Source organism: Leptothrix sp. (in: b-proteobacteria), assembly GCF_965250675.1.
Classification (GTDB): domain Bacteria; phylum Pseudomonadota; class Gammaproteobacteria; order Burkholderiales; family Burkholderiaceae_C; genus Sphaerotilus.
Genome location: NZ_CBDFPH010000001.1, coordinates 44,463 through 62,356, shown reverse-complemented (window position 1 = coordinate 62,356; position 17,894 = coordinate 44,463). Strand labels below are relative to the sequence as shown.

Below are 17,894 nucleotides of genomic sequence, written 5' to 3'. Positions count from 1 at the left end.
GCAGGGTCGGTCAGCCGCCGCTGGCCGCTCCGCAGCGCTGGGCCAGGTGGGCCAGCGCTTCCTCGACCTGATCGACCAGCACCAGGCACAGGTCGCCGGGCTGCAGGCGCTCCAGCGCGGTGTCGATGGCGAGGAACTCGCCGTGGATCTCGTCGACGCGGCGGGTGCGCTGCGCGCCGTCCAGGCCTTCGCGCAGCAGGCGCAGCACTTCGCCGTCTTCACGGCCGCGCTGGCAGGCGTCCTGGTAGAGCAGCACGTCATCGAAGGCGTTGCCGAGGATGGCGGTCTGCTCGCGGATGTCCTCGTCGCGCCGGTCGCCCGCGCCGCTGATGACGACCGAGCGGCGCCGACCCGGCTCCAGCGGCATGGCTTCGACCGCCGAGACCAGCGCGCGCATGGCGTCGGGGTTGTGGCCGTAGTCGGCGATCACGGTGGCACCACGGTAGTCGAGCACGTTGAAGCGGCCGGGCGCGTTGTCGGCGTCGTTGGCGAAGCTCGCCAGGCCGCGTCGCACCGCGTCCCAGTCCAGGCCCACGCCCCAGGCGGCGGCCACGGCGGCCATGACATTCTCGACCTGGAAGCCGATCAGCCCGCCGCGCGTGATGGGCACGTCGCGCAGCGCAATGCTTTCGCGCCAGGCGCCTTGCGAGGCCACGAGCTGGTCGCCGTCGACGTAGACGCAGCGCTTGCCCTGGGCGCGCTGGGTCGCCATGACCGGGTGATGGCGATCGGCGGCGAAGAAGATCACCTGGCCCGGGCAGTTGCCGGCCATGGCGGCGGTGATCGGGTCGTTGGCGTTGAGCACGGCGTAGCCGGTGGGGGCGACGTTCTGCACGATCACGCGCTTGAGCACCGCCAGGTCTTCGACCGTGGTGATGTAGTTCAGGCCGAGGTGGTCGCCCGCGCCGAGGTTGGTGACGACCGCGACCTGGCAGCGGTCGAAGCCGAGGCCTTCGCGCAGCACGCCGCCGCGCGCGGTCTCGAACACCGCCGCATCGACGTCCGGGTGCATCAGCACGTTGCGGGCGCTGCGCGGGCCGGCGCAGTCGCCGCTGTCGGTCTGGCGGCCGTTGACGTAGACGCCGTCGGTGTTGGTCATGCCCACGCGCAGGCCGCTGGTGGCGATCAGGTGCGCCACCAGCCGGGCGGTGGTGGTCTTGCCGTTGGTGCCGGTGACGGCCACCACCGGAATGCGGCCGTCGCGGCCTTCACGGCCCTGGGCCGGCGTGCCGAAGAGGTGGTTGATCATGGCCTCGCCGACGTTGCGGCCCTTGCCGAACGACGGCGACAGGTGCATGCGCAGGCCCGGCGCGGCGTTGACTTCGACGATGCCGCCGTTCTGCTCTTCGAGCGGGCGCTGCACGCTCTCGCAGATCACGTCGACGCCGCAGATCTCCAGCCCGACCATCTGCGCCGCGGCCACCGCACGGGCGGCAACTTCAGGGTGCACGTCGTCGGTCACGTCGGTGGCGGTGCCGCCGGTGGACAGGTTGGCGTTGTTGCGCAGGATGACGCGCTGGCCCTTGGCCGGCACCGACTCAGGCTGCAGACCCTGCGCTTCCAGCCGGGCGATGGCGATCTCGTCGAAGCGGATCTTGGTCAACGAGGTGGCGTGGCCTTCGCCCCGGCGCGGGTCGGCGTTGACCTGGTCGACCAGCGCGCGCACGGTCTGGCGGCCGTCACCGGTGACGAAGGGCGGGTCGCGCCGGGCGGCGGCGACCAGCGTCTTGCCGACCACCAGCAGGCGGTAGTCGCTGCCGGGCAGGAATTTCTCGACCATGACCTCGCCGATCTCGGCGGCGCTCCTGTAGGCGGCGTCGAGCTGCTCGCGCGTCAGCACGTTGACCGTGACGCCCTTGCCCTGGTTGCCGTCCTGCGGCTTGCAGACCACCGGCAGGCCGATCTCCAGGGCCACGGCCCAGGCGTCGTCCAGGTCCTTGACCGGGCGGCCGATGGGCACGGGCACGCCGGCGGCGTGCAGCAGGCGCTTGCTCAGGTCCTTGTCCTGGGCGATGGATTCGGACACGGCGCTGGTGCTGTCGACCTCGGCAGCCCAGATGCGGCGCTGGCGCGAACCCCAGCCGAACTGCACCAGGCTGCCTTCGGTCAGGCGGCGGTGCGGAATGCCGCGCGCGGCGGCGGCCTCGACGATGGAGCCGGTGCTCGGCCCCAGGCGCACGTCTTCGTTCAACGCGCCCAGCTCGGCCAGCGCGGCGCCCAGGTCGAACGCGGTGGCGTCCAGCGCGGCCTGGATCAGCGCCTGCGCGTGCCTGACGGCCAGCTTGCCGACCTGCTCTTCGCTGTACTCGACCACGACCTGGAAGGTGCCGCGCTCGACCGTCTCCTGCGTGCGGCTGAAGGTCACCGGACAGCCGGCGCGGGTCTGCAGCGCCAGCGTCACGGCTTCGAGCACATGCGCCAGCGTCAGCGGCTCCTTGGCCGCCGACGCTGGCAACGCGCCAATGCCCGGAAACAGCGCGCGCAGCCGGGTTTCAAATCCGGCGAGTTCGCGAATGCGGCATTCGGCGCCCGTGCAGGCGACGATGGCTTCGATCGCCGTGTGCCGGCTCCAGAGGTTGGGCCCGCGCAGGGCCCGGATGCGAGAAACGTCCATCGGCGGTGCTTCTTCCAGCGTATTCAGTAGGGTCGGAGGTTCCGACGGGAAATCAGGCCAGCTCGGGCTCGAAGGTCTCGACGCCCGCCGCGATCAGCTCCGGGGCAATGCCCAGCGCCCAGGCGGCGGCCACTGCTGCCAGCAGCGAGGCCGGCGGCAGCGCCGCAGCACCGCGCGCGCGGCGCCGGCCGCCACCGATCTCGGCGCAGAGGGCTTCGGACGCGCCGGTGGCGAGCAGCACGCGGCCCTCGCGCATCAGCACGGCCCGGCCCCCGGTGGCGCGGTGTTCGGCCACGGCAGCGTTGTCGGCCTCGGCGGCGTAGAGGATCACCTCGCCGTCGCACAGGGGGGCCAGGTCGGCGATGCGCGGGTCGGCGGCGTTGAGCACGCCCACGCCATCGGACAGCACCACGTCGATCTGGGTGCGCAGCACGCGCAGCAGCTGATCGTCGCTGTGGATGTCGTGCGCGGCCAGGTGCTCGGCGCCGCCCAGGTCGGTGATGACGCCGACCTGGCAGCGGTCGTAGGCCAGGCCGTCGTTGAGGATGCTGCCGGCGCCGTTCTGCAGCACCACCACCTCGACCTCGCGGTTGATCAGCAGGCGGTGGCCGGCTTCCCAGTGGGCGCTGTCGCGCTTGTCGACCTGGCGACTGCCCAGGAACAGGCCGTCGCTGCAGGCCAGGCCCATGTGGCGGCCGCTCAGGTGCACCAGCCACGCCACCAGGCGGGCGATGCGGGCGTTGTCCTGCGCGCCGGCAATGCCGACGATCGGGATACGGCCGCTGGCGTCTTCGGCAAACAGGTGGTTGACGATGGCCTGGCCGACCGGGCGCGGCGTGCCTTCGGCAGGTTTCAGGTGCATCAGCAGGCCGGGGCCGGCGTTGACCTCGACGATGGCCCCGCCCTGCTCGTGCAGCGGGCGCGAGATGTCTTCGGCCACCAGGTCGATGCCGGCGATGTCGAGTCCGACCACGCGCGCGGCCAGCGCCACGGCGTGCGCGACCTCGGGGTGGACCAGGTCGGTGCAGTCGATCGAGACGTTGCCGTTGTGCTGGATCAGCACCTTGCGGCCGGCGTCGGGCACCGAAGCACCGGTCAGGCCCTGGCGCTGCAGTTCGAGCTGCACGGCCTCGTCGTCATCGATCTTGATGACGTTGAGCGGGAAGTCCTCGGTCGTGCCACGGCGCGGGTCGCTGTTGATCTGGGCGTTGATCAGCTCGACCACGTTCAGGTGGCCGTCGCCCATGACCCAGGCGCTTTCGCCACGGGCGGCGGCGACCACCTGGCCGGCGACCACCAGCATGCGGTGCTCGTTGCCGCGGATGTAGGGCTCGACCAGCACCTCGCTGCCGTGCTGCTCGGCCAGCTTGTAGGCGGCTTCGATGTCGGCCTGCTGGCGCAGGTCGAGCGTCACGCCGCGGCCATGGTTGCCGTCGCTGGGCTTGACCACCACCGGCAGGCCGATGTCCTCGGCCGCTTCCCAGGCCTCGGCCGGGCTGTGCACCACGGCGCCTTCGGGCACCGGCACGCCGACGGCCTTGAGCAGGCTCTTGGTCAGGTCCTTGTCGCGGGCGATGCCCTCGGCAATGGCGCTGGTCAGGTCGGTCTCGGCCGTCCAGATGCGGCGCTGCGCCGAGCCGTGGCCCAGCTGCACCAAGTTGCCATCATTGAGGCGGATGTGCGGAATGCGCCGGTCGGTGGCCGCCGCCACGATGCAGGCGGTGCTGGGGCCGAGGTAGGACTCGTCGATGCTGTCACGCACCTGGGCCACGGCGGCCTTGACGTCGAAGGGCGCGTCTTCCGGCTGGTGGTTGATGGCCGCCATCAGCAGCGCGTGGCCGGCGTGCAGCGCGGTGCGGGCAACCTGCTCGTCACGCGCCCGGAACACCATGCGGTAGACGCCGGGCTGGCTGGTGCTGCGCGTCTGGCCGAAACCCGTGGGCATGCCGGCGAGGTTGAGCAGCTCGATCACCACATGCTCCAGCACGTGGCCGGCCCAGGTGCCGGTTTCCAGGCGGTCGAGGAAGCCGCCGCGCTCGCCCACACCGCAGTGGTGCTCGACCAGCGCCGGCAACCACGCCAGCAGGCGCTGGTTGAAGCCGGGCAGCAGGTGCGAGGGATGGGCTTCGAGCTCACCCAGATCGAGCCAGACCTCCAGCGCGGGGCGGTAGGTCCAGACGTTGGGGCCGCGCAGGTAGTTGATGCGCAGGAGCTGGATGTCGTCTTTCTTGTTCATGCGGGGCGATACGGTAGGAATCGGACGGGCGGGGTTTGGAACAGCCATCAGAGGCCCTCAACCGGGGCGCGATTGTGCGCTTTGCACTTGACGGCTGACTGAGCCGCCAGATCAACAGGACCGCAAACACACCCCCCAGGGGCGCCGGCTTCGGCGAAAATCGGTCTTTCTGCCCCTGGCCGGCATCGCTCATGCGCCGCTGGCCCCAAGACTTCAACATGCACCATTCCCATTCAGGTCACGCTCCCAGGCGCCTTGCCGATCCCGGTGGGATCGCCTCGCAAGCGCCTGTGACAAGTGACGAGAACGTCCTGGCCACGCTTCAGGTTGACTTGGACGCTTCGCTGCGCTTTGTCGCCGGCACGCTGGTGCTGACCGATCGCCGCCTGCTGGCGCAGCCGCACGCCGGGGCGCCCTGGCAATCGTGGCCGCTGCGCGCGGGCCTGACGCTGCGTCCGGCCGACCACGCCGGCGTCGGCACGCTGGCGCTGCATGACGAAGCGCGGCGGATCGAGTCCTGGCATTTCACGCTGCCGGCCCAGGTGCAGGCGCTGCGGCTGGTCGAGCAGTTCGAGCGCCAGGCCCACGCCCGCGCCACCGGCACCGCCGTCGCCACGCCGGAAGACACCGCGCTGTGCCCGACCTGCCAGGCCCCGCTGCCCGACGACAGCGACACCTGCCCGGTCTGCGAGCGCGAACTGGCCACGCCGCCGTCGACCTGGGTGCTGCTGCGGCTGTGGCGCTTTGCGCGGCCGTATCAGGGCCAGCTGCTGCTGGGCTTCCTGCTGATGCTGGGCTCGACCGCCGCCACGCTGGTGCCGCCCTACCTGACCATGCCGCTGATGGACGAGGTGCTGATCCCGTTCCAGAACGGCCAGCACATCGACCCGATGAAGGTGGTGCTCTACCTGAGCGGCCTGCTGGGGGCGGCGCTGGTGGCCTGGGCGCTGGGCTGGGCGCGCACCTACCTGCTGGCGCTGGTGTCCGAGCGCATCGGCGCCGACCTGCGCACCGCCACCTTCGACCACCTGCTGGGCCTGTCGCTCGACTACTTCGGCGGCAAGCGCACCGGTGACCTGATGTCGCGCATCGGCAGCGAGACCGACCGCATCTGCGTCTTCCTGTCGCTGCACGCGCTCGACTTCGCCACCGACGTGCTGATGATCGTGATGACGGCCGTCATCCTCTTCAGCATCAACCCCTGGCTGGCGCTGGTGACGCTGGTGCCGCTGCCCTTCATCGGCTGGATGATCCACCTGGTGCGCGACCGGCTGCGCACCGGCTTCGAGAAGATCGACCGCGTCTGGGGCGAGGTCACCAACGTGCTGGCCGACACCATTCCCGGCATCCGCGTGGTCAAGGCCTTCGCCCAGGAAGGCCGCGAGGCCACACGCTTCCGCGACGCCAACCGCCACAACCTGGTGGTCAACGACAAGCTCAACAAGACCTGGAGCGTGTTCTCGCCCACGGTGTCGATGCTGACCGAAATCGGCCTGCTGGTGGTCTGGGCCTTCGGCATCTGGCTGGTGAGCCAGAGCCAGATCACGGTCGGCGTGCTGACGGCCTTCATCGCCTACATCGGCCGCTTCTACGGCCGGCTCGATTCGATGAGCCGCATCGTCTCGGTCACGCAGAAGGCGGCCGCGGGCGCCAAGCGCATCTTCGACATCCTCGACCACGTCTCCAACGTGCCGGAGCCGGCGCAGCCGCTGGCACTCGACAAGGTGCAGGGCCGCATCGAGATGAGCGGGCTGGGCTTCCGCTACGGCAGCCGCTCGGTGATCCGCGGGCTGAACCTCGACATCAAGCCGGGCGAGATGATCGGCCTGGTCGGCCACAGCGGCTCGGGCAAGAGCACGCTGGTCAACCTGATCTGCCGGTTCTATGACGTGAGCGACGGCTCGATCCGCATCGACGGCCAGGACATCCGCCGCTACCGCGTGGCCGACTACCGCCGCCACATCGGCCTGGTGCTGCAGGAGCCGTTCCTGTTCTTCGGCACCATCGCCGAGAACATCGCCTATGGCCGGCCGAATGCCTCGCGCACCGAAATCATCGCCGCAGCCCGCGCGGCGCACGCGCACGAGTTCATCCTGCGCCTGCCGCAGGGCTATGACTCGCTGGTGGGCGAGCGCGGCCAGGGCCTGAGCGGCGGTGAACGCCAGCGCATCAGCATCGCCCGCGCGCTGCTGATCGACCCGCGCATCCTGATCCTCGACGAGGCCACCTCCAGCGTCGACACCGAGACCGAGAAGGAAATCCAGAAAGCGCTCGACAACCTGGTGCAGGGCCGCACGACCATTGCCATCGCCCACCGCCTGTCGACGCTGCGCAAGGCCGACCGGCTGGTGGTGATGGACCGCGGCCAGGTGGTGGAAGTCGGCCCGCACGACGAATTGATGGCCAAGCAGGGCGCCTACTGGCGCCTGTACGAGGCGCAGGCCCGCAACGTCGACACCGAAGACCTGGTCATCAGCCGGCCGAGCATGCACGCCGCCCACCCGGCCGGCCAGGACTGACCGGCCCAGGAGCACATGACCATGTCACTGCACGATTTCACGCTCGAACACGACGCCCACGGGCGCCTGGTCCACATCGACGCCACCGGCACACGCCACGAAGGCGTGGTGCCGGTGCTGGCCTTCCCGCTGGCTGCGCCCGACGAGGGCGTCTCGCTGGTGAGCAGCGACGGCCACGAACTGGCCTGGATTCCCCATCTGGCCGCGCTGCCGGCTGAACTGCGCACCGTGCTGGCGCAGGAACTGGCGCGGCGCGAGTTCGTGCCAGTGATCGAACGCATCAACAGCGTCTCGACTTTTTCAACGCCCAGCACCTGGGCGCTTGAAACGGACCGGGGCGCCACCACCTTGGTGCTCAAAGGGGAGGAAGACATCCGGCGGCTGAGCGGCAATGCCCTGCTGATTGCCAGCGCCCATGGCTTGCAGTTCATGGTCCACGATATGCATGCACTGGACCGTCACTCGCGCCGGCTGTTGGAGCGGTTTCTCTGAGCCCTTCGTCAAGCAACTAAAATACGTCAACCTGCGCTAGAAGATTCCCATGAGTAAAGACACTGTCAAAACTGCGATTGATTCCGATGGCCTGCGTTATCTGAGCAAAACGCCTGGTTCGCCTTTCGGTTCCGCCGGTACCCACTCGGCCGCCACGATGTCTTGCTTCCTGTGCGGCAAGCACCGCGCCCGCTCGCAACTCAAGACCCGCAAGCTGCTGGGCAAGTCGCAACTGGTGTGCGCCCCGACCTGCACCGAACTGGAAGAGCAACTGCGCAGCGCGGGCTGATACAGCCCGCACCCGCCTCGCCCGTGCTCAGCGCGCCGGCGAGGTTGCTGCCGGCGTCGGCACCATCACCGCCGGCGCCTTCATGACCCGAGTACGCCCGCCGCTGGACACCAGCAGGATCGGATCTCCCGGCACAAGCGCCTCCAGGCCCTTGGCCTGAACCAGCGCGCGCCGGTCACCGTTGGGCAACTGCACGACGATCTCGACCGCCTCTTCGCGCGTGCCGAAGCGCTCGATCGCATTGCCGATCATGGCGCCCGCCACCGCACCGATGACGCCCACGGCCGCACTCTCGCGCCGTCCGCCCACCGAGCCCCCCGAAATACCGCCCACGACGCCGCCCGCAGCGGCGCCCGCGCCGGATTGCTGACCTTCCACGACCACGGAACGCACGCTCAGCACCACCGCGTCCTGCACGCTGGACAGGCGCTGCGCGTCGCGCACGTTGATCACGTCCGGATTGGTGGTGCTGCAGGCGGTCAACAAGGCCGCACAAGCACAGGCGAGAAGCGTCGAGAGTTTCATGATCGTGAGAGTCGAGTGAAAAGATCCGCCACGTCAGCCATGCAGCCGACTGTGGCGCGGCACGCAGGCCAGCAGGAAGTCCATCTGGTCGGACAGGATACGTCGCCCACGCAGGATCATGTCCTCATGCAGGTTGGGCACGTAAGGCAGGTAGATCAACTCCAGCGAAGTTTCCGACAGCAGGCGCGCGCCCTTGCGGCCATTGCACGACCGGCAGGCGGTGATGCAGTTCATCCAGGTGTCCTGACCCCCGCGTGAGCTGGGCACGATGTGTTCACGTGTGAGCTGCTCGCCGGCAATGCGGCTGCCGCAGTAGGCGCACAGGTAGCGGTCGCGCGCAAAGAGCTTGGTGTTGGACAAGGCCGGTACCTGGCGCCAGGCCCGGCTGGGGACCGCGCCGCGCACCGCAATGATCGGGTGCAATTCGATGCGCGACTGCCGGCCGCTGACGCGCTGCACACCCCCGCGCAACACCAGAAACGGCTCTCCCAATGTCCATGCGACAGCGTCGCTGGCATACAAAGTGGCCGCTTCCTTGGGCGTGATCCAAGCCTGAGGGCGACCCGATACATCGAGTTGCAGCACATCCATGGCAAATACCTGTCATCAAGCATAGTCCATGCAGATGACAAGATTCAACGCCGGACGCAATGGCAGCGCAACGACCCGGAATAGCCTGCCCAAGCCAATTTTAGAGTCTGAACTCTAGACAATTAATCACCGCAGGGGCTTGCCGAATCACCCGCATCGGACAAAATAGAACGATCGTTCGTTTTAATCCAATCCGCCATGCTTGTTGACACTCCCGACCGGACGCTGCGCACCAAAGCCAGAGCGGCCCACAAAGGTCAGCAGACCCGTGCCTCCATTCTGGATGCCGCCCTGGCGCTGTCGTCGCAGAAGGGGCTGGAAGGCCTGTCCATCGGCACGCTGGCCGAGGCAATGCACATGAGCAAGTCGGGCGTGTTTGCCCACTTCGGCTCGCGCGAAGAGTTGCAGATCTCGGTCATTCGCGAGTATCACAACCGCTTCGAGGAAGAGATTTTCCACCCTGCCATCCGCGAGGCGCGCGGCCTGCCCCGCCTGCTGGCGATGTTCGACCGCTGGATCCACCGCGTCAGCGTCGAGATCGACTCGGGCTGCATCTACATCAGCGGCGCGGTCGAATTCGACGACCGGCCCGGCCCGGTGCGCGACGCGCTCGCCGACATGGTGCGCGCCTGGCACACCGCGCTGCAACGCGCCGTCGACATGGCGCGTGAAGTCGGCCACCTGCGCCCCGACACCGATGCCGAGCAGATGGCCTTCGAAATCCACGGCCTGATCCTCGCGCTGCACCACGACGCCCGCTTCCTGCGCCTGCCCGGCTCGATCGAACGCGCCCGGCGCGGCTTCGAGCACGTGCTGGCGCACTACCGCATCACGCCCGCGGCGACGCCGGCCTGAGCACGCCGCGCCCCAACTTTCCCGACTTCACATCAACCCCGGCGCACCGGCGCCCCAGAGGAGACAAACCCATGCCCCAGTACAACCCGCCCCTGCGCGACATGCAATTCGTGCTGCACGAAGTGATCGGCGTCACCGACACCTTCAAGCAGATGCCGGCGCACGCGGAGGTCGACGTCGACACCGTCAACGCCATCCTTGAGGAAGGCGGCAAGTTCGCCTCGCAGGTGATCTTCCCGCTCAACCTGAGCGGCGATGCCGAGGGCTGCACGCTCGACCGCGGCACGCACGAAGTCACCGCGCCGCAGGGCTTCAAGACGGCCTACCAGCAGTACGTCGAAGGCGGCTGGGCCGCGCTGAGTTGCGACCCCGAATACGGCGGCCAGGGCCTGCCGCACGTGGTCAACCAGTGCTTCTACGAGATGCTCAACAGCGCCAACCAGGCCTGGACCATGTACCCCGGCCTGAGCCACGGCGCCTACGAGGCCCTGCACGCCCACGGCACGCCCGAGCAGAAAGCCACCTACCTGCCCAAGCTCACCAGCGGCGAGTGGACCGGCACCATGTGCCTGACCGAGCCGCACTGCGGCACCGACCTGGGCCTGCTGCGCACCAAGGCCGAACCGCAGGCCGACGGCACCTACAGGCTCACCGGCGCCAAGATCTTCATCTCCGCCGGCGAGCACGACCTGGCCGCCAACATCGTCCACCTGGTGCTGGCCCGCCTGCCGGACGCGCCCGAGGGCAGCAAGGGCATCAGCCTGTTCGTCGTGCCGAAGTTCAACGTCAACGCCGACGGCAGCCTGGGCACGCGCAACGCCATCCACTGCGGCGGCCTGGAACACAAGATGGGCATCCACGGCAACGCCACCGCGCAGATGGTGCTCGACGGCGCCGTGGGCACCCTCGTCGGCCAGCCGCACAAGGGCCTGGCGGCGATGTTCGTGATGATGAACGCCGCCCGCCTGGGCGTGGGCATGCAGTCACTCGGCCTGACCGAAGTGGCCTACCAGAACGCCGTGGCCTACGCCAAGGACCGCATCCAGATGCGCTCGCTCTCCGGCGTCAAGAACCCCGACAAGGCCGCCGACAGCATCATCGTCCACCCCGACGTGCGCAAGATGCTGCTCACCGCGCGCGCCTACGCCGAAGGCGGCCGCGCCCTGTGCGTGCACACCGCGCTGATGCTGGATCAGGAACTGAGCCACCCCGACGAAGACGTGCGCCGTGAGGCCGCCGACGAGGTCGCCCTGCTGACCCCCATCGTCAAGGCCTTCCTGACCGACAACGGCTGGATCGCCACCAGCCACTGCATGCAGGTCTTCGGTGGCCACGGCTACATCCATGAATGGGGCATGGAGCAGTACGTGCGCGACGCCCGCATCAACATGATCTACGAGGGCACCAACACCATCCAGTCGCTCGACCTGCTCGGCCGCAAGGTGCTGGCCGACAACGGCAAGAAACTCAAGGCCTTCGGCAAGAAGGTGGCCGAGTTCGTCGAGGAAGAAGGCATCCGCGAGGACATGCAGGAGTTCATCAACCCGCTAGCCGACCTGGGCGACAAGGTCACCAAGCTGACGATGGAGCTCGGCATGAAGGCCATGGGCAACGCCGACGAGGTGGGCGCCGCAGCCGTCGATTACCTGCGCGTGGTCGGCCACCTGGTGTTCGCCTACTTCTGGGTCCGCATGGCCAAGGTCGCGCTCGACCAGCTCAAGGCCCAGGGCGCCAACCCGGACCCGTTCTACGTCGCCAAGCTGCACACCGCGCGCTTCTACTTCGCCAAGCTGCTGCCCGAAACCGCCACGCTGATCCGCACGGCCCGCGCCGGCTCCGGCTCGCTGATGGCGATGGACGAAGCCCTGTTTTGAGGCCCTTTTGAGGAGACTCCCGATGAAAACCGCCCTGATCGCCCTGACACTGGCCGCAGCGTCGTTCGGCGCGCTGGCCCAGGCCACGCCGGCCGGCCTGTGGAAAACCATCGACGACGATGGCAAGACCGAGAAATCGCTGGTGCGCATCACCGAAACCGGCGGCGTGTTCAGCGGCAAGGTCGAAAAGATCTTCGACCCCAAAAAGCAAGACAACCGCTGCGACGACTGCAGCGACGAGCGCAAGGGCCAGCCCGTGATCGGCATGACCATCATGAAGAGCGTCAAGCAGAACGCGGGCGACGCCACGCTGTGGGACGGTGGCGAGATCCTCGACCCCAACAACGGCAAGACCTACAAGGTCCGCATGAAGCCGATCGACGGCGGCAAGAAGCTGGAACTGCGCGCCTACGTCGGCATGCCGATGCTCGGCCGCACCCAGACCTGGTTGCGTGCGGAATGACGCGCGCTGAGTCCACAAGGAAAGAACCCATGAATCGATTCAATGTCCGCAAGGTCGCCGTGCTCGGCGCTGGCGTGATGGGCGCGCAGATCGCTGCGCACCTGACCAACGTCAAGGTGCCGGTCGTGCTGTTCGACCTGCCTGCCAAGGAAGGCCCCAAGTCGGCCATCGCCCTCAAGGCGATCGCCAACCTGGCCAAGATCAAGCCGGCGCCGCTGGGCCTGGCCGAAGACGCCGCGCGCATCACGCCGGCCAACTACGAAGAGCATCTGGCGCTGCTGGGTGAGTGCGACCTGATCATCGAGGCCATCGCCGAGCGCATGGACTGGAAGCTCGACCTGTACCAGAAGATAGCGCCGCACGTGGCCGCGCACACCATCGTCGCGTCCAACACCTCGGGCCTGTCGATCACCCAGCTGTCGGCGGTGCTGCCCGAGTCGCTCAAGCCGCGCTTCTGCGGCATCCATTTCTTCAACCCGCCGCGCTACATGGCGCTGGTGGAGCTGATCGCTACGCCCACCACCGAGGCCAGCGCGCTCGACCAGCTGGAAACCTTCGTCACCAGCACGCTCGGCAAGGGCGTGGTGCGGGCCAAGGACACGCCCAACTTCATCGCCAACCGCGTCGGCATCGCCGGCATGCTGGCGACGATGCACGAGGCGCAGGCCTTCGGCCTGAGCGTCGATGTGGTGGACGACCTGACCGGCAAGAAGCTCGGCCGCGCCAGCTCCGGCACCTTCCGCACCGCCGATGTGGTGGGCCTGGACACCATGGCCCACGTCATCCGCACGCTGCAAGACAACCTCGGCCCCGACCAAGCCAACGACCCGTTCTACGGCAGCTACGGTACGCCGGCCGTGCTGTCGGCGCTGATCGAGAAGGGCGCGCTGGGCCAGAAGGTGGGCGCCGGTTTCTACAAGAAAGTCGGCAAGGACATCCTGCGTCTCGACCCGGCGCAGGGCACCTACGTGCCGGGCGGTGGCAAGGCCGACCCGATCATCGACCGCATCCTGAAGAAGCCGGCCGCCGAGCGCCTGAAGCTGCTGCGTGAGTCGAGCCACCCGCAGGCGCAATTCCTGTGGGCCATCCTGCGCGACGGCTTCCACTATGCCGCCGTGCACCTGGAGGGCATTGCCGACTGCGCTCGCGACGTCGACTTCGCCATGCGCTGGGGCTTTGGCATGAAGCAGGGCCCGTTCGAGCTGTGGCAAGACGCCGGCTGGCAACAAGTCGCCGGCTGGGTGGCCGAGGACATCGCCGCCGGCAAGGCCCTGTGCCCCGCGCCGCTGCCGGCCTGGGTGACGGATGGCCGCACCGGCGTGCACACGCCGGAAGGCTCATGGTCGCCATCGCGCCAGGCCTATGTGCCGACCTCCAGCCTGCCCGTCTACCAGCGCCAGCACTTCCCTGAGGCCGTGCTGGGCAGCGGCGCGGTCAACCCGCTCCAGAGCGGCACCGAAGAGTTCAAGAACGACGAGATCCGCGTCTGGAGCCTGGACGGCGAGGTGCTGATCGCCAGCATCACCGCCAAGCTGCACCTCATCAGCCCGACGGTGACCGAGGGCCTGCTCCGGGCCATCGAGATCGCCGAGGCCAAGTACCAGGGCCTGGTGATCTGGTCGCCCGACGACGTGTTCTCGGCCGGCGCCAACCTCGAAGCGCTGATGCCGGTGTTCATGAAACACGGCGCCAAGGGCATCGCGCCCGAAGAGAAGAAGCTGCAGGACATGATGCTGCGCCTGCGCTACGCCGCCGTGCCCACCGTCGCCGCGATGCGTGGCCTGGCGCTGGGCGGTGGCTGCGAGCTGGCGGTGCACTGCAGCCGGCGCGTGTCGGCGATGGAGAGCTACGCCGGCCTGGTGGAAGTGGGCGTCGGCCTGATTCCGGGCGGCGGCGGCCTGACCTACATCGCCCGCCGCGCGGCCGAAGCCGCCGCCAACGTGCCGGGCAGCGACCTGCTGAGCTTCGTCAAGGAAGGCTTCACCGCCGCCGCCATGGCCAAGGTGGGCACCAGCGCGCTGGAGAACCGCAAGCTGGGCTACCTGATCGACGGTGACGTGGTCGTGCCGCACAAGGACGAACTGCTGCACGTCGCCCTCAGCCAGGCCAAGGCCCTGGCCGACGCCGGCTACCGCGCGCCGCCCAAGGCGATGTTTGCGGTGGCGGGCCGCTCGGGCATTGCCACCATCAAGGCCAGCCTGGCGGGCATGCGCGACGGCGGCTTCATCAGCGCCCACGACTTCCACATCGCCAGCGGCATTGCCGACGTGGTGTGCGGTGGCGATGTCGACGCCGGCACCCTCGTCAACGAGGACTACCTGATGGCGCTGGAGCGCAAGCACTTCTGCGGCCTGCTGTCGCACCCCAAGACCCAGGAACGCATCATGGGCATGCTGTCGACCGGCAAGCCGGTTCGGAACTGAACGGAGCGATGAACATGAGCAAACAGATTCAAGACGCCTACATCGTCGCCGCCAGCCGCACGCCGATCGGCAAGTCGCACCGCGGTTTCTTCCGCCACACCCGCCCGGACGACCTGCTGATCGCCGCGCTGCAGGGCGCGCTGGCCCAGGTGCCGACGCTGGACCCCAAGGCGATCGAAGACGCCATCATCGGCTGCGCCATGCCCGAAGGCCCGCAGGGCCTGAACGTGGCGCGCGTGGCAGCGCTGCTGGCCGGCCTGCCCAACACGGTGGGCGGCATCACCGTCAACCGCTTCTGCGCCTCGGGCCTGTCGGCGCTGCAGATGGCGGCCGACCGCATCCGCGTTGGCGAGGCCGACGTGATGATCGCCGGCGGCTGCGAGAGCATGAGCATGGTGCCCATGAGCGGCAACACGCCCAGCTTCAACCCGGCCATCTTCGAGCGCGACGAGAACATCGGCATCGCCTACGGCATGGGACTGACGGCTGAGAAGGTCGCCAACCAGTGGGGTGTGAGCCGTGCGGACCAGGACGCGTTTGCACTGGCCTCGCACCAGAAGGCGCTGGCCGCGCAGGCCGCCGGTGAGTTCACCGACGAGATCACGCCGGTGGAAGTGACCGAGCGCACGCCGGACCTGGCCACGGGTGAGGTTCGCACCAAGAGCCGCATCGTCCGCCTGGATGAAGGCGCGCGGCCTGACACCAGCCTCGAAGGCCTCGGCAAGCTCAAGACCGTGTTCGCCGCCAAGGGCAGCGTCACGGCAGGCAACAGCTCGCAGACCAGCGACGGCGCGGGCGCGCTGATCGTGGCCAGCGAGCGCGCCATCAAGCAGTTCGGCCTGACGCCGCTGGCTCGCTTCGTGAGCTACGCCAGCCGCGGCGTGCCGCCCGAGGTGATGGGCATCGGCCCGATCGAGGCGATTCCGGTCGCGCTGCGCCACGCCGGCCTGCAGTTGAGCGACATCGACTGGATCGAGCTCAACGAGGCCTTTGCCGCCCAGGCGCTGGCGGTCATCAACACCGTCGGCCTCGATCCGGCCAAGGTCAACCGCCTGGGCGGCGCCATCGCGCTGGGCCACCCGCTGGGCGCAACCGGCGCCATTCGCGCCGCCACCGTGGTGCACGCGCTGCGCCGTCACAACCTGAAATACGGCATGTTGACGATGTGCGTCGGCACCGGTCAGGGCGCGGCGGGCATCTTCGAACGCGTCTGATTTTCTGCGGCACAAAAGCTGCAATCCGAAGCCGCCATTTCGCATGAAGTGGCGGCTTTTCCCATTTCTGTCAGATTGACGTGACAAACTACCGGCCTGAATGGAGAGTCCATGAGCATCAAGACCGCTGTGATCGATGGCGTGGCGAGCATTGAAATTGCGCGCCCCGAAAAGAAGAACGCCCTGACCATGGTCATGTACCAGGCCATGGCCGACGCCCTGCGCGCCGCCCAGGCCGACCCGGCCGTGCGAGTGGTGCTGATCAGCGGCCAGCCGGGCATCTTCACCTCCGGCAACGACCTGGAAGACTTCATGCAAAGCCCGCCGCGCGGGCCGGAGTCGCCGGTGTTCCAGTTCATGCAGGCGCTGCTGGGCTGCGACAAGCCGGTGGTGGCGGCGGTCACGGGCGCGGCCATCGGCATCGGCACGACCATGCTGCTGCACTGCGACTTCGTCTACGTCAGCGACGAGGCCCGGCTGGCGATGCCCTTCGTCAACCTGGGGCTGGTGCCGGAATTTGCCTCCAGCCTGATCGTGCCGCGCCTGATGGGCCACGCCCGCGCGGCCGAGAAGCTGCTGCTGGGCGACCCGTTCACCGGCTCGGAAGCGGTGGAATGCGGCATCGCCAACGCGGTGCTGCCGGCCAGCGAGGTGCTGCCGCACGCGCGCCGCATCACGCAGCGCCTGGTGCAACTGCCGCCCGCTGCGCTGCGCGCCAGCAAGCGCCTGATGCGCGAGGGCGTGCAGCAACAGGTGCAGGCCGCGCTCGAGCGCGAGTCCGGCGTGTTCTCGGACCGGCTGCGCAGCCCCGAGGCGCGTGAAGCGTTTCAGTCCTTCTTCGAGAAGCGCAAGCCCGACTTCTCGCAGTTCTCCTGACCTGATCCGAAGACCCGCGCACCGTGTCGACCCGGCTCCCCCGTCCCGCCGCCGAGGCCAGCTACGCCCCGGCCCCCGCCCGGGCGCCGCAACCGGCGCTGATGCGGCTGGCCCGTGTGGCGCTGGCGCCGCTGCTGTACTGGCAAGGCGCGGTGCTCAAACGCAAGACACCCCGCCTGCCCGAAGCCGAAGGCCTGCCGTTCGGCAAGGCCGGCTACGGCGTGACACGGCTGCGGCTGCTGATCGTGGGTGATTCGTCAGCCGCCGGCGTGGGCGTGGCCGAGCAAAGCCAGGCGCTGGCCGCCCAGCTGGCGCAGGCGCTGGTGCCGGTGCTGGCCAGCAGCCCGCTCGGTGCAGGTGCCGTGTCGTGGCAGGTGGTGGCGCGCACGGGTCTGACAGCGGAAGGCGCGCTGGCCATGATGGCAGCGACCAAGCTGCAGCCGGCCGACCTGCTGATCACCGTGCTGGGCGTCAACGACGTGCTGAACCAGACTCCGCCCGACCAATGGCTGCGGGCGCTGGACGCCATTCGCGGCCATGCGCGCCACCGCGCCAAGGTGCTGCACACGGTGCACTGCTCACCGCCGCGCATGGACTTGCTGCAGTGGCTGCCGCAGCCGCTGCGCTGGTTGCTGGGCAGCCACGCCGCCCGGCTCGATACCGCGCTGCGCCGCCATGTGCGCCAGGCACACCGCCGCAGCCGGTTCGCGCTGCCTTTCGATCCCACCCGTGAATCCGCCGAGGACTGGCTTGCCAGCGACGGCTTCCACCCGAATGCGGCGCTCTACCGCCGCTGGGCGCAGGCGCTGGCCGATCACATCGACCTCGATCTGGCGCAGGGCGCGCTGACGCGGGCGGTGCTGCCGAGCCACTACGCCGGCGTGCCCGACAGCAGCTTCAGCGGCTGGGGCACGCTGCGCTGA

14 protein-coding genes are annotated in these 17,894 nt (G+C 68.7%); 10 read left to right on the top strand and 4 right to left on the bottom strand.

Annotated elements, in window-relative coordinates:
* Window positions 1–10: 10 nt before the first annotated feature.
* Both cphA and AC5IG3_RS00275 read right to left on the bottom strand, forming a co-directional pair.
* A complete protein-coding gene (gene cphA, locus AC5IG3_RS00280; RefSeq protein ID WP_491896823.1) occupies window positions 11–2,614 on the bottom strand; it encodes a cyanophycin synthetase in 2,604 nt (867 codons plus the stop codon).
* A 52-nt stretch (window positions 2,615–2,666) separates the two neighbouring features.
* On the bottom strand, window positions 2,667–4,850 hold the full coding sequence (locus AC5IG3_RS00275) for a cyanophycin synthetase (protein WP_491896822.1): 2,184 nt from the start codon (window positions 4,848–4,850) through the stop codon (window positions 2,667–2,669).
* 218 nt (window positions 4,851–5,068) lie between these two features.
* Between AC5IG3_RS00275 and AC5IG3_RS00270 the strand changes: the two genes are divergently transcribed.
* The 3 genes from AC5IG3_RS00270 to AC5IG3_RS00260 are packed head-to-tail and all read left to right on the top strand — an operon-like array spanning window position 5,069 to window position 8,150.
* On the top strand, window positions 5,069–7,369 hold the full coding sequence (locus tag AC5IG3_RS00270; protein ID WP_491896821.1) for a cyanophycin metabolism-associated ABC transporter: 2,301 nt from the start codon (window positions 5,069–5,071) through the stop codon (window positions 7,367–7,369).
* Between the two features lie 21 nt (window positions 7,370–7,390).
* Entirely contained in the window at window positions 7,391–7,861 is a 471-nt protein-coding gene (locus AC5IG3_RS00265) for a cyanophycin metabolism-associated DUF1854 family protein (protein WP_491896820.1), read from the top strand.
* A 49-nt stretch (window positions 7,862–7,910) separates the two neighbouring features.
* The gene (locus tag AC5IG3_RS00260) at window positions 7,911–8,150 is read left to right on the top strand and encodes a hypothetical protein (RefSeq protein ID WP_491896819.1); all 240 of its coding nucleotides are present in this window, start codon (window positions 7,911–7,913) and stop codon (window positions 8,148–8,150) included.
* 27 nt (window positions 8,151–8,177) lie between these two features.
* Here the strand turns inward: AC5IG3_RS00260 and AC5IG3_RS00255 are convergent, their stop codons facing one another.
* Both AC5IG3_RS00255 and AC5IG3_RS00250 read right to left on the bottom strand, forming a co-directional pair.
* Window positions 8,178–8,675, bottom strand: coding sequence for an outer membrane lipoprotein (locus tag AC5IG3_RS00255; protein ID WP_491896818.1), 498 nt, complete (start codon window positions 8,673–8,675; stop codon window positions 8,178–8,180).
* Window positions 8,676–8,708: 33 nt separating this feature from the next.
* Window positions 8,709–9,266 (bottom strand): HNH endonuclease, encoded by a 558-nt coding sequence (locus AC5IG3_RS00250; RefSeq protein WP_491896817.1) that lies wholly within the window; start codon window positions 9,264–9,266, stop codon window positions 8,709–8,711.
* A 198-nt stretch (window positions 9,267–9,464) separates the two neighbouring features.
* Between AC5IG3_RS00250 and AC5IG3_RS00245 the strand changes: the two genes are divergently transcribed.
* From AC5IG3_RS00245 to AC5IG3_RS00215, 7 genes are all read left to right on the top strand, one after another.
* The gene (locus AC5IG3_RS00245) at window positions 9,465–10,121 is read left to right on the top strand and encodes a TetR/AcrR family transcriptional regulator (protein WP_491896816.1); all 657 of its coding nucleotides are present in this window, start codon (window positions 9,465–9,467) and stop codon (window positions 10,119–10,121) included.
* A 71-nt stretch (window positions 10,122–10,192) separates the two neighbouring features.
* Complete coding sequence (locus AC5IG3_RS00240) at window positions 10,193–11,995, top strand: acyl-CoA dehydrogenase C-terminal domain-containing protein (protein ID WP_491896815.1); 1,803 nt, start codon at window positions 10,193–10,195, stop codon at window positions 11,993–11,995.
* A gap of 22 nt (window positions 11,996–12,017) precedes the next feature.
* Window positions 12,018–12,458: a DUF2147 domain-containing protein gene (locus AC5IG3_RS00235; RefSeq protein WP_491896814.1), complete on the top strand. Its 441-nt coding sequence runs from the start codon at window positions 12,018–12,020 to the stop codon at window positions 12,456–12,458.
* Between the two features lie 29 nt (window positions 12,459–12,487).
* Entirely contained in the window at window positions 12,488–14,881 is a 2,394-nt protein-coding gene (locus AC5IG3_RS00230) for a 3-hydroxyacyl-CoA dehydrogenase/enoyl-CoA hydratase family protein (protein ID WP_491896813.1), read from the top strand.
* 14 nt (window positions 14,882–14,895) lie between these two features.
* Window positions 14,896–16,095 carry an acetyl-CoA C-acyltransferase gene (locus AC5IG3_RS00225; protein WP_491896812.1) on the top strand — a complete coding sequence of 400 codons (1,200 nt, stop codon included), beginning with the start codon at window positions 14,896–14,898 and terminating at the stop codon, window positions 16,093–16,095.
* A gap of 111 nt (window positions 16,096–16,206) precedes the next feature.
* A complete protein-coding gene (locus AC5IG3_RS00220) occupies window positions 16,207–16,971 on the top strand; it encodes an enoyl-CoA hydratase (RefSeq protein ID WP_491896811.1) in 765 nt (254 codons plus the stop codon).
* Window positions 16,972–16,994: 23 nt separating this feature from the next.
* Window positions 16,995–17,894 (top strand): SGNH/GDSL hydrolase family protein, encoded by a 900-nt coding sequence (locus AC5IG3_RS00215; protein WP_491896810.1) that lies wholly within the window; start codon window positions 16,995–16,997, stop codon window positions 17,892–17,894.

What these genes read in the sequence shown, in the direction of transcription:
- cphA (WP_491896823.1), bottom strand. Translation starts at nt 2,614, where the DNA reads ATGGACGTTTCTCGCATCCGGGCCCTGCGCGGGCCCAACCTCTGGAGC.
- AC5IG3_RS00275 (WP_491896822.1), bottom strand. Translation starts at nt 4,850, where the DNA reads ATGAACAAGAAAGACGACATCCAGCTCCTGCGCATCAACTACCTGCGC.
- AC5IG3_RS00270 (WP_491896821.1), top strand. Translation starts at nt 5,069, where the DNA reads ATGCACCATTCCCATTCAGGTCACGCTCCCAGGCGCCTTGCCGATCCC.
- AC5IG3_RS00265 (WP_491896820.1), top strand. Translation starts at nt 7,391, where the DNA reads ATGTCACTGCACGATTTCACGCTCGAACACGACGCCCACGGGCGCCTG.
- AC5IG3_RS00260 (WP_491896819.1), top strand. Translation starts at nt 7,911, where the DNA reads ATGAGTAAAGACACTGTCAAAACTGCGATTGATTCCGATGGCCTGCGT.
- AC5IG3_RS00255 (WP_491896818.1), bottom strand. Translation starts at nt 8,675, where the DNA reads ATGAAACTCTCGACGCTTCTCGCCTGTGCTTGTGCGGCCTTGTTGACC.
- AC5IG3_RS00250 (WP_491896817.1), bottom strand. Translation starts at nt 9,266, where the DNA reads ATGGATGTGCTGCAACTCGATGTATCGGGTCGCCCTCAGGCTTGGATC.
- AC5IG3_RS00245 (WP_491896816.1), top strand. Translation starts at nt 9,465, where the DNA reads ATGCTTGTTGACACTCCCGACCGGACGCTGCGCACCAAAGCCAGAGCG.
- AC5IG3_RS00240 (WP_491896815.1), top strand. Translation starts at nt 10,193, where the DNA reads ATGCCCCAGTACAACCCGCCCCTGCGCGACATGCAATTCGTGCTGCAC.
- AC5IG3_RS00235 (WP_491896814.1), top strand. Translation starts at nt 12,018, where the DNA reads ATGAAAACCGCCCTGATCGCCCTGACACTGGCCGCAGCGTCGTTCGGC.
- AC5IG3_RS00230 (WP_491896813.1), top strand. Translation starts at nt 12,488, where the DNA reads ATGAATCGATTCAATGTCCGCAAGGTCGCCGTGCTCGGCGCTGGCGTG.
- AC5IG3_RS00225 (WP_491896812.1), top strand. Translation starts at nt 14,896, where the DNA reads ATGAGCAAACAGATTCAAGACGCCTACATCGTCGCCGCCAGCCGCACG.
- AC5IG3_RS00220 (WP_491896811.1), top strand. Translation starts at nt 16,207, where the DNA reads ATGAGCATCAAGACCGCTGTGATCGATGGCGTGGCGAGCATTGAAATT.